Raw genomic sequence first — 17,127 nt, forward strand, 5'->3', positions numbered from 1 at the left:
TCCCCTCCACCCCCCCCCCCCCCCCCCCCCCCCCCCCCCCCCCCCCCCCCCCCCCCCCCCCCCCCCCCCCCCCCCCCCCCCCCCCCCCCCCCGCTGCGTCGTGCGTGCGGTGCGGCAGGCGGCTCAGCCCTTGGCGGGGGAGTCCTTCGCCGAGGCGGGGACCTTCTCGTCCTTGCGCAGGGCGTCCCACAGCTGGGTGGCCTGCGGCTCGGCCACGACCACGCGGTTCGGGTCCACCTTGTCGTAGGCGACCGGCAGCATGATCGTCTCCATCGTGTCCGGGTTCACGCCCTTCATGCTCTGCGCGAAGTCGGACAGCGCGGTGAGCGAGGCGAGGTCGGAGTCGGTGGTCAGCGACTTGGTCCCGGCGTCCGCGAGCTTGTACAGCCGGGCCGGGTTGCCGAGGGCGTCCTGCTTCTTGATCTCCGACAGCATCGCCAGCATGAACTGCTGCTGCAGGCCTATGCGCCCGAGGTCGCTGCCGTCGCCGTAGCCGTAGCGGGTACGGACGAACTTGAGCGAGTCGGTGCCGTTCAGCCGGTGCGTGCCCGCGTCCAGCTTCAGGCCGCCCTTGGCCCCGCTCATCGGCTTGTCGAGGGTGACGCTGACCCCGCCCAGCGCGTCCACCAGGCCCTTGAAGCCGGCGAAGTCCACCTCGACGAAGTGGTCCACGCGCACCCCGGACAGCTGCTCCACGGTGTTGACCACGCAGGCCGGACCGGCGAGCGAGTAGACGGAGTTGAACATGACCCGCTTGGCGGACGGCAGGGTCTTGCCCTTGCCGTCCTTGCACTCGGGCCGGGTGATGAGGGTGTCGCGGGGGATGCTCACCGCGGTCGCCTTGGCCCGGCCCTCGGGTATGTGCACCAGCATCGCGGTGTCCGAGCGGGCTCCGCTGACGTCGCCGTGGTCGAGGTCGGCGTTGGCGCCGGCGCGCGAATCGGAGCCGAGCACCAGGATGTTCTGCGCGTTCGCGACCACCTTCGGGGGGCGGTTGTCCCCGATCGCCTGATCCAGGTCGACGCTGTCGATGTTGCCGTTGAGATGGCTGTACGTCCACCAGCCGGCCCCGGCCGCGCCGAGGATCAGCACGGCGACCAGCAGCAGGGTGATCCGCAGAATGCGGCGTCGGCGGCGCCTGGGCCGCGCGTGCGTTTCCGTCATGGGGGTGAATCTTAGACAGATATTCGAACGGCCGAAGCCCGCCCCCCGAAGGGGGCGGGCCAGGCCGTGGAATGCCCGTCCGCGACCCGGACTAGGCCGGGACGCTCGCCAGGCCGGGAGCGAGGAACTTCTTGCCGTTCACGCGCTCCGAGACGCCTTCACGGTCCAGGTACGGCGTGATGCCGCCCAGGTGGAAGGGCCAGCCGGCACCGGTGATGAGGCACAGGTCGATGTCCTGGGCCTCGGCCACGACACCCTCCTCCAGCATCAGGCCGATCTCCTGCGCCACCGCGTCCAGGACGCGGTCGCGGACCTGCTCCTCGGTCAGGACGGAGTCGCCCTGCACCAGGAGGGCGGCGACCTCGGGGTCCAGCTCCGGCTTGCCGGAATCGTAGACGTAGAAGCCGCGCTTGCCGGCCTTGACCACGGCCGCCAGGTTCGGGGAGACGGTGAAGCGCTCCGGGAAGGCGCGGTTCAGGGTCTCGGAGACGTGCAGACCGATCGCCGGGCCCACGAGCTCCAGGAGCACCAGCGGGGACATCGGCAGGCCGAGCGGCTCGATGGCCTTCTCCGCCGTGACGACCGGGGTGCCCTCGTCGATGACGTTCTGGATCTCGCCCATGAAGCGGGTCAGGATGCGGTTCACGACGAACGCCGGGGCGTCCTTGGTGAGGACCGCGGTCTTCTTCAGCTTCTTGGCGACACCGAAGGCCGTGGCCAGCGAGGCGTCGTCGGTCTGCTCACCGCGGACGATCTCCAGCAGCGGGAGGATCGCGACGGGGTTGAAGAAGTGGAAGCCGACCACGCGCTCCGGGTGCCGGAGCTTCGAGGCCATCTCCGACACCGACAGCGAGGAGGTGTTGGTGGCGAGGATCGCGTGCGCCGGGGCGACCGCCTCGACCTCCGCGAACACCTTCTGCTTGACGGACATCTCCTCGAACACGGCCTCGATGATGAAGTCCGCGTCCGCGAAGCCCTCGGCCTTGTCGAGCACACCGGTCACCAGGGCGGTCAGGCGGTTGGCCTTGTCCTGGTTGATGCGGCCCTTGCCGAGCAGCTTCTGGATCTCGGCGTGGACGTAGCCCACACCCTTGTCCACACGCTCCTGGTCGATGTCGGTGAGGACCACCGGCACCTCCAGGCGGCGCAGGAAGAGCAGCGCCAGCTGCGAGGCCATCAGGCCCGCGCCGACGACGCCGACCTTGGTGACCGGACGGGCCAGGGACTTGTCCGGGGCCCCGGCCGGGCGCTTGGCGCGCTTCTGGACGAGGTTGAAGGCGTAGATGCCCGAGCGCAGCTCGCCGCCCATGATGAGGTCGGCCAGGGCCGTGTCCTCGGCGTCGAAGCCGGCCTGGAGGTCGCCCGACTTGGCAGCCTCGATGATCTCCAGCGCGCGGTAGGCGGCCGGGGCCGCGCCGTGCACCTTGGAGTCCGCGATGGCGCGGCCGCGGGCGACGGCCGCGTCCCAGCCCTCGGCGCGGTCGATCTCGGCGCGTACGACCTCGGTCTCGCCCTTCAGGACCTTCGAGGTCCAGATGAGGGACTGCTCCAGGAAGTCCGCACCCTCGAACAGCGCGTCCGCGATGCCCAGGTCGAAGACCTGCTTGCCGCGCAGCTGCTTGTTCTGGTTGAGCGAGTTCTCGATGATCACCGAGACCGCGCGGTCGGCGCCGATCAGGTTCGGCAGGATGGCGCAGCCGCCCCAGCCCGGAACCAGACCGAGGAAGACCTCGGGCAGCGAGAAGGCAGGGATGGCCTTCGAGACGGTGCGGTAGGTGCAGTGCAGGCCGACCTCGACGCCGCCGCCCATCGCCGCGCCGTTGTAGTAGGCGAAGGTCGGGACAGCGAGCGCGGAGAGGCGCTTGAAGACGTCGTGGCCGCCCTTGCCGATGGCGAGCGCCTCGTCGTGCTTCTTCAGCAGCTCGACACCCTTGAGGTCGGCGCCGACCGCGAAGATGAACGGCTTGCCGGTGATGCCCGCGCCGACGATGGAGCCCGCGAGGGCCTCCTGCTCGACCTGGTCGATCGCCGCGTTCAGGTTGGCGAGGGACTGCGGACCGAAGGTGGTCGGCTTGGTGTGGTCGAAACCGTTGTCCAGCGTGATGAGCGCGAAGCGCCCGGCGCCGAACGGCAGGTCCAGGTGGCGGACGTGCGCGGAGGTGACGACCTCGTCCGGGAACAGCTCGGCCGCACCCTTCAGGAGCTCGGCGGTGGTGCTCACTTGGCGTCTCCCTCGGCGGTGAAGTGCGGGTTCTCCCAGATGACCGTGGCGCCCATGCCGAAGCCGACGCACATGGTGGTCAGGCCGTAGCGGACGTGCGGCTGCTCCTCGAACTGACGGGCCAGCTGCGTCATCAGACGCACGCCCGAGGAGGCGAGCGGGTGACCGAAGGCGATGGCGCCGCCGTACTGGTTCACGCGGGCGTCGTCGTCGGCGATGCCGTAGTGCTCCAGGAAGGCGAGCACCTGCACGGCGAACGCCTCGTTGATCTCGAACAGGCCTATGTCCTCGATGGACAGGCCGGCCTGGGCGAGGGCCTTCTCGGTGGCCGGGATCGGGCCGTAGCCCATGACCTCCGGCTCGACACCGGCGAAGGAGTACGACACGAGGCGCATCTTGACCGGGAGGTTGTTCTCGCGGGCGAAGTCCTCGGACGCGATGATCGCGGCGGTGGCACCGTCGTTGAGACCGGCGGCGTTGCCCGCGGTGACCCGGCCGTGCGTACGGAACGGGGTCTTCAGGCCGGCCAGGTTCTCCAGCGTGGTGCCCGGGCGCATCGGCTCGTCGGTGGTGACCAGGCCCCAGCCCGTCTCACCGGCCGCCTCGTTGGTGTTGCGCACCGAGATCGGGACCAGGTCCTGCTGGATCTTGCCGTCGGCGTACGCCTTGGCGGCCTTCTCCTGCGAGCGCACGGCGTACTCGTCGGCGCGGAGCTTGGTGATCGTCGGGTACCGGTCGTGCAGGTTCTCGGCGGTCATGCCCATGAACAGGGCGGACTCGTCGACCAGCTTCTCGGAGACGAAGCGCGGGTTCGGGTCCACGCCCTCGCCCATGGGGTGGCGGCCCATGTGCTCGACACCGCCGGCGAGGGCGACGTCGTACGCACCGAAGGCCACACCGCCCGCGACGGCGGTCACGGCGGTCAGCGCGCCGGCGCACATGCGGTCGATGGAGTAGCCCGGGACGGACTGCGGGAGGCCCGCGAGGATGCCGGCCGTACGGCCCAGCGTGAGGCCCTGGTCGCCGATCTGCGTGGTCGCGGCGATGGCGACCTCGTCGATCTTCTTGGGATCCAGGTCCGGGTTGCGGCGCAGCAGCTCCCGGATCGCCTTCACGACGAGGTCGTCGGCGCGGGTCTCGTGGTAGATGCCCTTCGGGCCCGCCTTGCCGAACGGGGTGCGGACGCCGTCGACGAAGACGACGTCCCTGACGGTACGAGGCACGTTGGCTCTCCTCCAGGTGCGGGTGTGCACTGCTGCGCGGGGGCGCCCATCGCTGAGCGCCCGCTCACCCGGCCATGCTACTTGTCGGTAACCGACGTGCACACCCCCTCCCCGAACAGCGGCGAAGGTCACACTCCACGTCCCGCGCGCGCCCCTTCCGCGCGCCCGTCCGATCGGCGCGCCCCGGGCTACCCGAACGGGTCGGACACCCGGTCCGGGCGGCCCTGTCGATGGCACCGGGCGCGGGCGCCTGCCGATTCTGGCCGGGTACGGGGCGCCCGCCCCGGACCCGGCCGACCTGAAACGGAGACCCCCGCCATGCTGATCAAGGCGGTCGACCACGAGGTCAAGCACGCCTCCAAACTCCCCGTCAACGAGGGCGAGGTGATCAAACTCTTCGTCCGGGAACGCGACGGCACGAAGAATCCCACCAAACGCACGGCCGTCCTGATGCTGCACGGTCGCAGCGTCCCCGTGCTGCCCGGCGCGGACCTGGGCACCGGCGAGTACAACTGGATGCAGTTCCTCGCCAAGGCGGGCTTCGACGTCTTCGCCATGGACCTCCAGGGCCACGGCCGCTCGCCGCGCCCGGCGGTCATGAACGAGCCGTGCAACACCGCTGCCGCCCCGCAGGCGAAGCTCCTGCTCGACGGTCACCCGCTGGCGGCCCCCTGCACCCCCTCGTACGCCAAGCACCTCGGCGACTCCGCGAGCGACTGGGCCGAGGTCCACAGCGTCGTCGAATACATCAAGGCCGAGCGCGGTGTGGAGAAGGTCGCCCTCTTCGGCTGGTCCGCCGCCGCGGTGGCGCTGGGTCCGTACGCCATCCAGTACCCGGACAACGTCTCCAGCCTGTTCCTGCTCGCCCCGGTCTTCCGGCCGGACGGACCCACGAGCAAGCCCGGCACCAAGTGGGACCGGCCGGACGCGCTGCCCCCTCCGCCCTCCCTGTGGACCTTCCCGATGAACATCGTCGGCCGGGACGGTTTCGAAGACGCCTGGGACAAGGAAATCGGCTGCGTCGACGAGCAGCGTGAGGAGGGCATGGTCGACACGGTGTGGGCGGCGATCATGGAGAGTGACGTGGTGGGCCGCAACTGGGGGCCGCCGCTGTCCGGCGTGCCCTCGGGCGTACTGCGCTTCCGCAACGCCTTCTGGTGGGGCTGGAACAAGGCCGGCGCCAAGGTGGACAACATCCTCGGTCACAAGGTGCCGGTGCTCATCGTCGTCGGCGAGCACGACAAGACGGTGAACAGCGTTCCGGGCACCAATCCCTTCCTCTCGGTCACCGAGCTCTACAAGGCCATCCCGGGTCCGAAGAAGATGCATTTCGAGGTCGCCTGCGCGGGCCACCAGATCCCCTGGGAGCGGGTGGTCAAGCACGTCCACCACCTGTCCCGGAAGTGGCTCAAGCACACCGAGATCGACGGCCACACGAAGGGGACCTTCTACATGGACACGGAGGGCGACTACACCGAGCAGCCACTCTGATCCGGCTGTGCCCCGGTCCGGGCGTCCCGGCCCGGGGCACAGCGGCGTCCTCCTACGCGGTCGCGGCCAGGGCCGGGACCAGGACCGGCGTCACCTGTTCGACCTGCCAGGCGCGGGCGCCGTAGCCGGCCAGCGCCTGCGCCACGGTGTCCGCGTCGAGCCGCTGCGGCGGCTCCCAGCACAGCCGGCGGACCGTGTCCGGGGTGATCAGGTTCTCCTGGGGCAGGTTGAGCGCCTCCGCCAGCGCCGAGACGGCGGCACGGGCCGCCGAGAGCCGGGCCGCGGCGGCCGGGTCCTTGTCCACCCAGGAACGCGGCGGCGGCGGACCGGCCGGGGTCGCCCCCGGCTGCGGCAGCTCGCTCTCGGGCAGGGCCTTCGCCCGGTCCACGGCGGCCATCCACTGGTCGAGCTGACGCCGGCCCATCCGCTGCCCGTAGCCGGGCAGGACGGACAGGGTGTGCACGTTCGCCGGCAGGGCCAGCGCGGCCTCGACGATCGCGGCGTCGCCCAGCACCTTGCCGGGCGACACGTCGCGCCGCTGCGCGATCCGGTCCCGGGACTCCCACAGCTCCCGTACGACCGCCATCTGGCGGCGCCGGCGCACCTTGTGCATGCCGGACGTACGGCGCCAGGGGTCCTTGCGGGGCGGCGCGGGCGGGGCGGAGGCGATGGCGTCGAACTCCTGGTGGGCCCACTCCAGCTTGCCCTGCCGGTCCAGCTCCTTCTCCAGCGCGTCCCGCAGGTCCACCAGCAGCTCCACGTCCAGAGCGGCGTAGCGCAGCCACGGCTCGGGAAGCGGGCGGGTGGACCAGTCGACGGCGGAGTGGCCCTTCTCCAGCGCGTAGCCGAGCACGCTCTCGACCATCGCGCCGAGCCCGACCCGGGGGAAGCCGGCCAGGCGGCCGGCCAGCTCGGTGTCGAAGAGGGAGGTGGGCACCATGCCTATTTCCCGCAGGCAAGGCAGGTCCTGGGTGGCGGCGTGCAGGATCCACTCGGTGCCGGACAGGGCCTCGCCCAGCGAGGACAGGTCGGGGCAGCCCACCGGGTCGATCAGCGCGGACCCCGCACCCTCGCGGCGCAGCTGCACCAGGTAGGCGCGCTGGCCGTAGCGGTATCCGGAGGCTCGCTCGGCGTCGACGGCGACGGGGCCGGTGCCCGCGGCGAAGGCCGCGACCACTTCGGCGAGGGCGTCCGCGTCGGCGACCACCGGCGGGATCCCCTCACGGGGCTCCAGCAACGGGATCGGCAGCCCACCGGGCGGAACAACGACGTCGTCCGGGGGGCCGCCCCCGGTGGTGGTGCGCAGGTCTGCTGCGGTCTCTTGGGCGTCGGTCACCGGTCAAGGGTATCCGTGTATACGACGCGCCCGTCGCCGGAACGTTCCGGCGACGGGCGCGAGCAGTATGCGGGGAGTTTTCCGGGGGTATCCCGGGAGGTTCCCCCGGACCGGGTCCGGGGGACGGTATCCGGGGGCTCGGGCCCGCGCTCAGTGGATGATCCCGGTGCGCAGCGCGACGGCGACCATTCCGGCGCGGTCACCGGTGCCCAGCTTGCGGGCGATCCGGGCGAGGTGGGACTTGACGGTCAGGGCGGACAGGCCCATCGAGACGCCGATGGCCTTGTTGGACTGGCCCTCCGCGACGAGGCGCAGGACCTCGACCTCGCGGCCGGAGAGCTCGCGGTAACCGCCCGGGTGGCTCGGGGCACCCGGGGGGCGGCGGTGCATGCGGGCGGCCGCGGCGCCGATGGGGGCGGCGCCGGGGCGGGTGGGGAGCCCGATGTTGGTCCGCGTACCGGTGACGACGTAGCCCTTCACTCCGCCCGCGAGGGCGTTGCGCACGGCGCCGATGTCATCGGCGGCGGACAGGGCCAGGCCGTTGGGCCAGCCGGCGGCGCGGGTCTCGGAGAGCAGGGTGAGACCGGAACCGTCGGGCAGGTGTACGTCGGCCACGCAGATGTCGCGCGGGCTGCCGACGCGGGGGCGGGCCTCCGCGATGGACGACGCCTCGATCACGTCACGTACTCCGAGGGCCCACAGATGGCGGGTCACGGTGGAGCGGACGCGCGGGTCGGCCACGACGACCATGGCCGTCGGCTTGTTCGGGCGGTAGGCGACCAGGCTTGCGGGCTGCTCGAGAAGAACGGACACCTAGGCCTCCTGGGGGAGTGGCGGGACGGCCGGCTCGGGGAAGGAAGCCGGTGCGAACCGTACGGATGGTCACTGACTCCTTCGGCACGTCACCCGCCCGGCTTTAGGGAATGATCACGATTTGGTGAGTAACAATTCGGGCAATTCGGACGCACGATCGATCATCGGGTGATCAGAAGCCCGCATCGGACGCCGCCTTCCGACACCCCCTGCGCGAGGTGGTCCGCGGAGGCGGCCGTACGGCCCTGCGGCTACGGGTGGTGCGGACCGCGCCGCTGTGGCAGGGAGACGACCCCCGTGACGGTGTCCGTCGGACCCACCGGCGGCAGCCCCGCGATCTGGCACAGCAGCTCGCACCACGCCGACAGGTGCGCCGAGGTGTCCGGCACCCCGCCCACCCCCTCGCGGGGCGTCCACGAGGCTCTGATCTCGATCTGCGTGGCCGGGCGCCGCTCCGCGAGCCCGCCGAAGTAGTGCGAGCCGGCCATGGTCACGGTCCCGCTCGCCTCCCCGTACGTCAGCCCGCGCGCGTCCAGCGCGCCCGTCAGCCAGGACCAGCACACCTCGGGGAGGAGCGGGTCCGCGGCCATCTCGGGCTCCAGCTCCGCCCGTACGAGCGTCACCAGCCGGAAGGTCCCGTGCCAGGCGTCGTGCCCGGCCGGATCATGGAGCAGGATCAGCCGGCCGTCGGCGAGGTCGTCCTCACCGTCCACCACCGCGGCTTCCAGGGCGTAGGCGTGCGGGGCCAGTCTCTGGGGCGGTTTCGTCGGGTCGATCTCGATGCCCGGGCGCAGCCGCGCCTTCTTCAAGCCGTCGACCGCCCGGCGGAACGGGAGCGGGACGGAGCTCTCCTTCGCGCTGTCCATACCGTCAGCGCCATCTGAAAATCGTCCCTGAGCCGCAGCCATGCGGGGAAGACTAGGCGGTATGTGCGGCCGTACGGCGCAGGGACACCCGCGCCGGGTCGGGCACTTCTTCATACGTGCGAAGATTTGGGTCGTGAGCGCCAACGACCGCCCCCAGGGCACGCCGAGTCAGACGTACGATTCCGCCTTCCTGAAGGCGTGCCGGCGCGAGCCGGTGCCGCACACCCCGGTGTGGTTCATGCGGCAGGCCGGGCGCTCCCTCCCGGAGTACCGCAAGGTGCGCGAGGGCACGGCCATGCTGGAGTCCTGCATGCGCCCCGACCTGGTCACCGAGATCACCCTGCAGCCGGTGCGGCGCCACCACGTCGACGCGGCGATCTTCTTCTCGGACATCGTGGTCCCGCTGAAGGCCATCGGCGTCGACCTGGACATCAAGCCGGGCGTCGGCCCGGTCGTCGCCCAGCCGATCCGCCGCCGCGAGGACCTCGCACAGCTGCGCGACCTCACCCCCGAGGACGTCTCGTACGTCACCGAGGCGATCGGCATGCTCACGGGTGAACTGGGCGCCACGCCGTTGATCGGATTCGCGGGTGCGCCTTTCACCCTCGCGAGCTACCTCGTCGAGGGCGGCCCCTCGAAGAACCACGAGCACACCAAGGCCCTCATGTACGGGGACCCGGAGCTGTGGGCCGACCTGCTGGACCGCCTCGCGGAGATCACCTCCGCCTTCCTGAAGGTCCAGATCGAGGCCGGCGCCTCCGCCGTCCAGCTCTTCGACTCCTGGGTCGGCGCGCTCGCCCCGGCGGACTACCGCCGCTCGGTGATGCCCGCCTCGGCGAAGGTCCTGGAGTCCGTCGCCTCGTACGGGGTCCCGCGGATCCACTTCGGCGTGGGCACGGGGGAGCTCCTCGGCCTCATGGGCGAGGCCGGCGCTGACGTCATGGGCGTCGACTACCGGGTCTCGCTGGACGAGGCCGTCCGCCGCGTGGGCCCCGGCAAGGCGCTCCAGGGCAACCTCGACCCGGCGGTGCTCTTCTCCACGCAGGAGGCGGTCGAGGCCAAGACGGACGAGGTCCTCGCGGCCGCGGCCGGCCTGGAGGGCCACGTCTTCAACCTGGGCCACGGCGTCCTCCCGACGACCGACCCGGACGCGCTGACCCGCCTGGTGGACTACGTCCACACCAGGACGGCCGTCTGACCCGAGCAGGACCGAAACGCCGGCCCGTGCACGGCACGGGCCGGCGTTTCGCATGTCCGACTCGGACGCGGGCTAGACCCCCGCCGAGCGGACCGCGGCGACGGCCTTGCGGGCGGCCACCAGGATGGGGTCCCAGACCGGGGAGAAGGGTGGGGCGTAGCCCAGGTCGAGGGTGACGATCTGGTCCACCGTCATGCCGGCCGTGAGGGCGACCGCCGCGATGTCCACGCGCTTCGCGGATCCCGCGCCGCCGACGATCTGGACGCCCAGCAGGCGGCCCGTGCGGCGCTCCGCCATCATCTTCACCGTCATCTCCGCCGCGCCCGGGTAGTAGCCCGCCGTCGTGGTGGAGGTGATCGTGGCCGTCACGAAGCGCAGGCCCGCCTCCAGGGCGTCCCGCTCGCGCAGTCCCGTACGCGCGATCTCCAGGTCGCAGACCTTGCTGACCGCGGTGCCGACGACCCCGGGGAAGGTCGCGTAGCCGCCGCCCACGCCCGAGCCGATGACCTGACCGTGCTTGTTGGCGTGCGTGCCCAGCGGGATGTGCCGGGTGCGGCCCGCGACCAGGTCCAGAACCTCCACGCAGTCACCGCCCGACCAGATGTCCTCGTGGCCGCGCACGCGCATCGAGAGGTCCGTGAGGATGCCGCCCGACGGGCCCAGCGGCAGGCCCGCGGCGCGGGCGAGGGCCGTACGGGGCTCCACGCCGATGCCGAGCACGACCACGTCCGCCTCGTACTCCTCACCCGCGGCCGTGGCCACCGCGCGGGCCCGGCCCTGCTCGTCCGTGAGGATCTTCGTGACCTCGGCGCCGGAGACCGTACGGATCCCCATGCGGTTCATCGCGCCGTGCACCAGGCCGCCCATGTCCGGGTCCAGCGTGGCCATCGGCTGCGCGCCCCGGTGCAGCACGGTCACCTCGTAGCCCCGCTCCACCAGGGCCTCCGCCATCTCCACGCCGATGTAGCCCGCGCCGACCACGACCGCCCGGCGGCCGCTCGTGCGCTCCAGCGACCGCATCAGGCGCTGGCCGTCGTCCAGGGTCTGGATGCCGTGGACCCCGTGCGCGCCGATGCCGGGGAGGCGGGGGCGGACGGGGCGGGCGCCCGTGGCCAGGACGAGCTTGTCGTAGCCCGTCCAGGATTCGGATCCGGTGTCCAGATCGCGGGCGCGGACCCGGGATCCGGGCAGGTCCAGCTCCACGACCTCCGTGCGGGTGCGCAGGTCGATGCCCCGCGCGCGGTGTTCCTCGGGGGTGCGGGCGATCAGGTCGTCGCGCTCGGCGACCCGGCCGCCGATCCAGTACGGGATGCCGCACGCGGAGTACGAGGTGAAGTGCCCGCGTTCGAAGGCGACGATCTCCAACTCCTCCGGGCCCTTGAGCCTGCGGGCCTGTGACGCGGCGGACATCCCCGCCGCGTCACCGCCGACCACCACCAGTCGTTCCGTCGCCATCGTCCGTACCGCCCCTTCACCCCGACATCGGATGGTGAACACGCTACGGGCGAACGCGCGTTCAGTCCTGCACGTCGGCCTCGGTGTCCGGAGCCGGCGTCCGCGGCGCGGGGACCTGGGCCGCCGTCCGATGCGGGGCCGGGGCCGGGGCCGGGGGCGTGAGCGGGGCCGGGGGCGTGAGCGGGGCCGCCTTCGGGCGGGCCGGGCGCCGCCGGCGGTACAGCCGGACCAGCAGCGCCACGACGGCGGCCGTCAGCGCGAACGGGAGCAGCGCGCCCACCGCCACCGTCAGGTACCGCACGATCTTGGTGAAGACCTCCCAGCCGCCGCTCAGGGCGCCGAGGAAGGTGGGCTCCTTCTCCTTCTTCTTCTCCGGGGCCGCCGGCTTCGGCGCGGGCTCCGAGACCTCCAGCGTGATGGTGCCCATCGAGGTCTGGTCCTTCAGCGCCGTCTGCTGCGCCTGCAGCGACTCCAGGTCGGACTGGCGCCGGCTCAGCTCGCTCTCCAGCATCACCACCTCGCTCAGCGCCGTGGCCTTGCCCATCATCTCCCGCACCCGGGCCACGCTGGCCTGCTGCGACGCGACGCGGCTGCCGATGTCGGCGACCTTCTCGGTGACGTCCTGCGCGTCGACCTTGCGGTGCAGGAGCTTCCCGCTGCCCTCCATGGCGCCGAGCACCGCGTCGTAGCGCTCGCCGGGCACCCGCAGGGTCACCGTCGAGGTCATCCGGCCGTCCTCGCCGCGCCGGGTGGACTCGTTGCCGACGTAGCCGCCGGCCCCGTCGGCCGCGGCGCGGGCCGCGGCGAGGGCCTTCTGGGCGTCCGTCGTCTCGATGCCGAGCGTCGCCGTACGGATCACGTTCGGGCGGACCGCGCCCGCCGGCGGGGCGTTCTTGTCGCCCGGAGCCGCGGACGCGGCCGGGGCCGCCGCGGCGCCCTTCGCCCCCTCCTGGGCCTTGCCGTCCTGGGCGGGCGCCGGCGCGACCGCCGCCCGGTCGGCCGAGGACGTCTTGTCCCCGGCGTCCGCGCCGCAGCCGGTGAGCGCGAGCGCCCCGGCGAGGGAGAGGGCGGCCAGGGCCGCCGCGGAACGGTGTCTGTGCGGAGCACGCATCTTGCAAACCCCCGGTGTTCGGCTGGTGTTGCCGTTTCGACGTACAGAGTCCCGTCGCGGGTTTCGCTCGCACGGTCCCGGGCCGGTCCCGATGCGGTCACGGTCCGGCCTCGGAGATCGGTCTGAGACGATGTGTCCATGCACGAAGCGGACATGCGTACGGATCGGCCGGGCCGGCCGGGCTCCCCCGGCCACGTCGTCGTCATCGGCGGCGGCATCGCGGGCCTCGCGGCGGCCCACCGGCTGCTCGCCGAAGGCGCCCGCGTCACGCTGCTGGAGGCCGGACCGCGCCTCGGCGGCAAGCTGTACGCCGGCGAGCTCGCCGGGGCCCGTGTCGACCTCGGGGCCGAATCCATGCTCGCCCGCCGCCCCGAAGGCGTGGACCTCGCCCGGGCCGTGGGCCTCGGCGAAGCCGTGCAGCCGCCCGCCACCGCCACCGCCCACCTGTGGACCCGCGGCGCCCTGCGGCCGATGCCGCGCGGGCACGTCATGGGGGTCCCGGGCGACCTGGGGCCGCTCGCCGCCTCCGGGGTGCTCTCCGCGGAGGGCCTGGCCCGCATCGACGCCGAACGCGACCTGCCGCCCGCCGAGATCGGCGAGGACGTCGCCGTCGGCGCGTACGTCGCCGCCCGGCTCGGCCACGAGGTCGTCGACCGGCTGGTGGAGCCGCTGCTCGGCGGGGTCTACGCGGGCAACGCCTACCGCATCTCCATGCGGGCCGCCGTGCCCCAGCTCTTCGAGGCCGCCCGCACGCACGCCCTGCTGTCCGACGGCGTACGCGAACTGCAGCGCAGGGCCGCGGCGCAGCCCCAGCAGGCCGGACCGGTCTTCGCCGGCATCGACGGCGGTATCGGACGGCTCCCGCTCGCCGTGGCCGGGGCCTGCCGCGCGGCCGGCGCGCGGATCGTCACCGGCGCCCCCGTCACCGAGGTCATGCGTACGGCCGCAGGCTGGCGGATCGTGACCGGAGCCGGGACGGCCGGGACCGCCGGGACCGGCGAGACGATCGAGGCCGACGGCGTGATCCTGGCCATCCCCGCCGGGCCCGCCGCCCGCCTGTTGGACGGGCTCGCGCCCACCGCCGCGGCCGAGCTGCGGGGCGTCGAGTACGCCTCGATGGCCCTGGTCACCATGGCCTTCCGCCGCTCCGACCTGCCGGCCGCCGTCGCCGGCGGGGGCGCCAGCGGGTTCCTCGTACCGCCCGTCGACGGCCGGACCATCAAGGCCTCCACCTTCTCCAGCAGCAAGTGGGCCTGGGCCGGGGCGGATCCCGAGCTCTTCCTGCTGCGCACCTCGGTGGGCCGGTACGCCGACGAGGCCGACCTGGCGCGCGAGGACGGCGAGCTGGTCGACGTCTCCCTCGCCGACCTCGGCGAGGCCGTGGGCCTCGCGGCCCGCCCGGTCGCCTCCACGGTCACCCGCTGGGACGGCGGGCTGCCCCAGTACCCGGTCGGCCACCTCGAGAGGGTCGCCCGGATCCGCGGCGCGGTCGCCGCCCTGCCGGGCCTCGCGGTGTGCGGCGCGCTCTACGACGGGGTGGGCATCCCGGCCTGTATCGGCAGCGCCGGCCGCGCGGCGGAGACGGTCCTCGCCTCCCTCGGTGCGCGGACGGCACCCCTGGCGCCGACCACTGATCAGCGCACGGGACAATAGGAACATGACTGCACCAGAGAAGATTCCCAACGCGGGGAAGAAGGCGAAGGACCTCAACGAGGTCATCCGCTACACCCTGTGGTCCGTCTTCAAGCTGAAGGACGTCCTGCCGGAGGACCGCGCCGGTTTCGCCGACGAGGTCCAGGAGCTGTTCGACCAGCTGGCCGCCAAGGACATCACCGTCCGCGGCACCTATGACGTCTCCGGCCTGCGCGCCGACGCCGACATCATGATCTGGTGGCACGCGGAGACCGCGGACGAGCTGCAGAGCGCGTACAACCTGTTCCGCCGCACCAAGCTGGGCCGCGCGCTGGAGCCGGTGTGGTCGAACATGGCCCTGCACCGCCCGGCCGAGTTCAACAAGTCGCACATCCCGGCCTTCCTCGCCGACGAGGTCGCGCGCGACTACGTCAGCGTGTACCCCTTCGTGCGCAGTTACGACTGGTACCTGCTGCCGGACGAGGACCGCCGCCGTATGCTCGCCGACCACGGCAAGATGGCCCGCGGCTACCCTGACGTCCGTGCCAACACCGTCGCCTCCTTCTCGCTGGGCGACTACGAGTGGATGCTGGCCTTCGAGGCGGACGAGCTGTACCGCATCGTCGACCTCATGCGTCACCTGCGCGCCTCCGAGGCCCGCATGCACGTCCGGGAAGAGGTGCCCTTCTACACCGGACGCCGCAAGTCCGTCGCCGATCTGGTGGCCGGGCTCGCCTGATACCTCCCCTGGGGGGAAGGACCGGAGGACGACCACACCGTCAGGTGAGTTCCTCCGGTGGATCGGGAGGCCCTGCCCCCGAAACGACGCAGCCGGAGATCCCGCCCGGAAGTTCAGACGACTGGCGGCAGCAGCGCCCCGCGGGCGCCCGCTGCCCGGTCGTCCAGCGACACCGGTGCGGGCTCCGGATGCGGCGCACACGTGACGCGCCACCCCGGGGTGGCGCCCGTCAGCAGATACCGCTCCACGTGACGGTCCACGCAGTCGTTGCGTCCGCCGGCCACTCCGTGCGAGCCGGCCCCCGCCTCCGTCACCAGCGCGGCCCCGGCGCCCAGCCGCCGCTGGAGCTCCAGCGCTCCCGGGTACGGGGTCGCCCCGTCCCGCTCCGCCGCGACCACCAGCGTCCGCGGCAGCCGGACCGGCCCCTCGACCGCCACCGGCCGCTGCCGTCGGGCCACCGGCCAGGAGGCGCACGGCAGGTTCAGGAAGGCGTTGGCCCAGGTCTCGAAGGGGGCCGTGCGGGCCAGCTCGGTGTTGTCGCGGTCCCAGGTCTTCCAGTCCGCGGGCCAGGGGGCGTCGTTGCACAGCACCGCCGTGTAGACGGCCGTCGCGTTCTCCGCCGCGGCCGCCCGGGCCGGGTCCGGAGCGGCCTGGGCGGCCAGTTGCGCCGGATCGCCGCGCAGGAAGGCCGCCAGGGCCGAAGCCCGCTCCGGCCAGACGTCGTCGTAGTACGCGGCCTGGAGGTAGGCGGCCCGGAGTTCGCCGGTGCCGACCCTCCCGCCGGCGGGGGTACGGGCCACCGCGTCCCGGACCCGCGCGTAACTCGCCTGCACGGCCGCCGGGGTGGCGCCGAGGCGGTACGTGCCGTGGTGCCGGGCGGCCCAGGCGCGGAAGTCGTACCAGCGGCGCTCGAAGCCGCGCGCCTGGGCGAGGTTGTTGCGGTACCAGACGCGGCGCGGGTCGGGATCGACCGCCGAGTCCAGGACCATCCGGCGGACGTGGCCCGGGTGGAGGGTGGCGTAGACGGCGCCGAGGTAGGTGCCGTACGAGGCGCCCATGAAGGTCAGCCGGTCCTCGCCGAGCGCGGCGCGCAGGACGTGCAGGTCGCGGGCGTTGTCCGGGGTCGAGTAGTACGGCAGGGCCGCGCCGGCCCGCCGCGCACAGCCGCGGGCGTAGGCCCGGGCGGCTTCGACGCGCTGCCTCTTGTACGCGGGGGAGGGGTCGGCCGGCTCCTGCGTGGGGCCCGCGGCCCGGGCGGCGGGGTCCTGGCAGGACAGCGGGGCGGAGCGGCCGACACCGCGCGGGGCGTAGCCGACGAGGTCGTAGGCGGCGGCGATCCGCTGCCACCCGGGCAGTTCGGCCACGAGCGGGAAGTGCATCCCGGAGGCTCCGGGGCCGCCGGGGTTGTGGACGAGCGCGCCCTGGCGGACGGCTCCGCGGGCCCGGGTGGCGGTGACCCGGCTGACGGTGAGGGAGATCTGCGGGCCGTCGGGGCGGGCGTAGTCGAGCGGTACGCGCAGCTCGGCGCAGCGGACCGGGCCGGGGAGCCCCTCGACGCCGGGGCAGGCGCGGAAGTCGAGGCCGGCGGTGGCGGCGCGGCGGGCGGCGAGCGCGGCTCCGGCCGACTCGGCGTCGGCGGTGGCGGCCTCGCCGGTCCCGGCGGCCTCGCCGGTCCCGGCGGCCTCGGCGGCCGGCGGGACCGGTGCGGCGCCGGCGGCCGGTGTGCACAGGGCGAGGGAGAGCGCCGCCACGGCGGCTCCGTGGCGCGCGAGTCGCGTCCGCATGACGGGGGCCTGCCTCTCATCGTATGAAGTGATGAGAGGCCGGACCTTGTTCGATGTAAAGGATCACCGGTGGGTGTCGCCCGCCAAGGCCCCC

The 17,127-nt window shown here is 72.9% G+C and carries 13 protein-coding genes; 4 read left to right on the forward strand and 9 right to left on the reverse strand.

Going from position 1 to position 17,127, the window contains the following annotated elements; all coding sequences use genetic code 11:
- Positions 1 to 123: 123 nt before the first annotated feature.
- From ACZ4VT_RS15840 to ACZ4VT_RS15850, 3 genes are all read right to left on the reverse strand, one after another.
- Entirely contained in the window at positions 124 to 1,164 is a 1,041-nt protein-coding gene (locus ACZ4VT_RS15840; RefSeq protein WP_467949975.1) for an LCP family protein, read from the reverse strand.
- A 91-nt stretch (positions 1,165 to 1,255) separates the two neighbouring features.
- Positions 1,256 to 3,385, reverse strand: coding sequence for a 3-hydroxyacyl-CoA dehydrogenase NAD-binding domain-containing protein (locus tag ACZ4VT_RS15845; protein WP_362799574.1), 2,130 nt, complete (start codon positions 3,383 to 3,385; stop codon positions 1,256 to 1,258).
- Positions 3,382 to 4,608 (reverse strand): thiolase family protein, encoded by a 1,227-nt coding sequence (locus ACZ4VT_RS15850; protein WP_030713513.1) that lies wholly within the window; start codon positions 4,606 to 4,608, stop codon positions 3,382 to 3,384. Before ACZ4VT_RS15850 ends, ACZ4VT_RS15845 begins: the two co-directional genes overlap by 4 nt.
- Before the next feature lie 318 nt (positions 4,609 to 4,926).
- On the opposite strand from ACZ4VT_RS15850, the gene ACZ4VT_RS15855 reads away from it, so the two are divergent.
- Positions 4,927 to 6,099, forward strand: a complete 1,173-nt coding sequence (locus ACZ4VT_RS15855; protein WP_467949978.1) for an alpha/beta hydrolase — start codon at positions 4,927 to 4,929, stop codon at positions 6,097 to 6,099.
- 52 nt (positions 6,100 to 6,151) lie between these two features.
- Here the strand turns inward: ACZ4VT_RS15855 and ACZ4VT_RS15860 are convergent, their stop codons facing one another.
- From ACZ4VT_RS15860 to ACZ4VT_RS15870, 3 genes are all read right to left on the reverse strand, one after another.
- Positions 6,152 to 7,435, reverse strand: coding sequence for an HRDC domain-containing protein (locus tag ACZ4VT_RS15860; protein WP_467949980.1), 1,284 nt, complete (start codon positions 7,433 to 7,435; stop codon positions 6,152 to 6,154).
- Between the two features lie 150 nt (positions 7,436 to 7,585).
- Positions 7,586 to 8,248 (reverse strand): helix-turn-helix transcriptional regulator, encoded by a 663-nt coding sequence (locus ACZ4VT_RS15865; protein WP_007267191.1) that lies wholly within the window; start codon positions 8,246 to 8,248, stop codon positions 7,586 to 7,588.
- 251 nt (positions 8,249 to 8,499) lie between these two features.
- Complete coding sequence (locus ACZ4VT_RS15870; RefSeq protein ID WP_351585525.1) at positions 8,500 to 9,156, reverse strand: DUF3000 domain-containing protein; 657 nt, start codon at positions 9,154 to 9,156, stop codon at positions 8,500 to 8,502.
- Between the two features lie 91 nt (positions 9,157 to 9,247).
- Between ACZ4VT_RS15870 and hemE the strand changes: the two genes are divergently transcribed.
- Complete coding sequence (gene hemE, locus ACZ4VT_RS15875) at positions 9,248 to 10,312, forward strand: uroporphyrinogen decarboxylase (protein ID WP_467949982.1); 1,065 nt, start codon at positions 9,248 to 9,250, stop codon at positions 10,310 to 10,312.
- A 72-nt stretch (positions 10,313 to 10,384) separates the two neighbouring features.
- Here the strand turns inward: hemE and ACZ4VT_RS15880 are convergent, their stop codons facing one another.
- Positions 10,385 to 11,767, reverse strand: a complete 1,383-nt coding sequence (locus tag ACZ4VT_RS15880; protein WP_467949984.1) for an FAD-dependent oxidoreductase — start codon at positions 11,765 to 11,767, stop codon at positions 10,385 to 10,387.
- Between the two features lie 61 nt (positions 11,768 to 11,828).
- Positions 11,829 to 12,878, reverse strand: a complete 1,050-nt coding sequence (locus ACZ4VT_RS15885) for a DUF4349 domain-containing protein (protein WP_467949986.1) — start codon at positions 12,876 to 12,878, stop codon at positions 11,829 to 11,831.
- Between the two features lie 138 nt (positions 12,879 to 13,016).
- Here ACZ4VT_RS15885 and hemG point away from each other — a divergent pair, with 138 nt between their 5' ends.
- Both hemG and hemQ read left to right on the forward strand, forming a co-directional pair.
- The gene (gene hemG, locus ACZ4VT_RS15890; protein WP_467949987.1) at positions 13,017 to 14,531 is read left to right on the forward strand and encodes a protoporphyrinogen oxidase; all 1,515 of its coding nucleotides are present in this window, start codon (positions 13,017 to 13,019) and stop codon (positions 14,529 to 14,531) included.
- 4 nt (positions 14,532 to 14,535) lie between these two features.
- Positions 14,536 to 15,249 carry a hydrogen peroxide-dependent heme synthase gene (hemQ, locus tag ACZ4VT_RS15895; RefSeq protein ID WP_467949989.1) on the forward strand — a complete coding sequence of 238 codons (714 nt, stop codon included), beginning with the start codon at positions 14,536 to 14,538 and terminating at the stop codon, positions 15,247 to 15,249.
- 113 nt (positions 15,250 to 15,362) lie between these two features.
- Here hemQ and ACZ4VT_RS15900 read toward each other — a convergent pair whose 3' ends face one another.
- Positions 15,363 to 17,033, reverse strand: coding sequence for an alpha/beta hydrolase (locus ACZ4VT_RS15900; protein ID WP_467949991.1), 1,671 nt, complete (start codon positions 17,031 to 17,033; stop codon positions 15,363 to 15,365).
- Positions 17,034 to 17,127 lie beyond the last annotated feature (94 nt).

The sequence above is a fragment of the Streptomyces sp. NPDC029164 genome, from assembly GCF_055563995.1.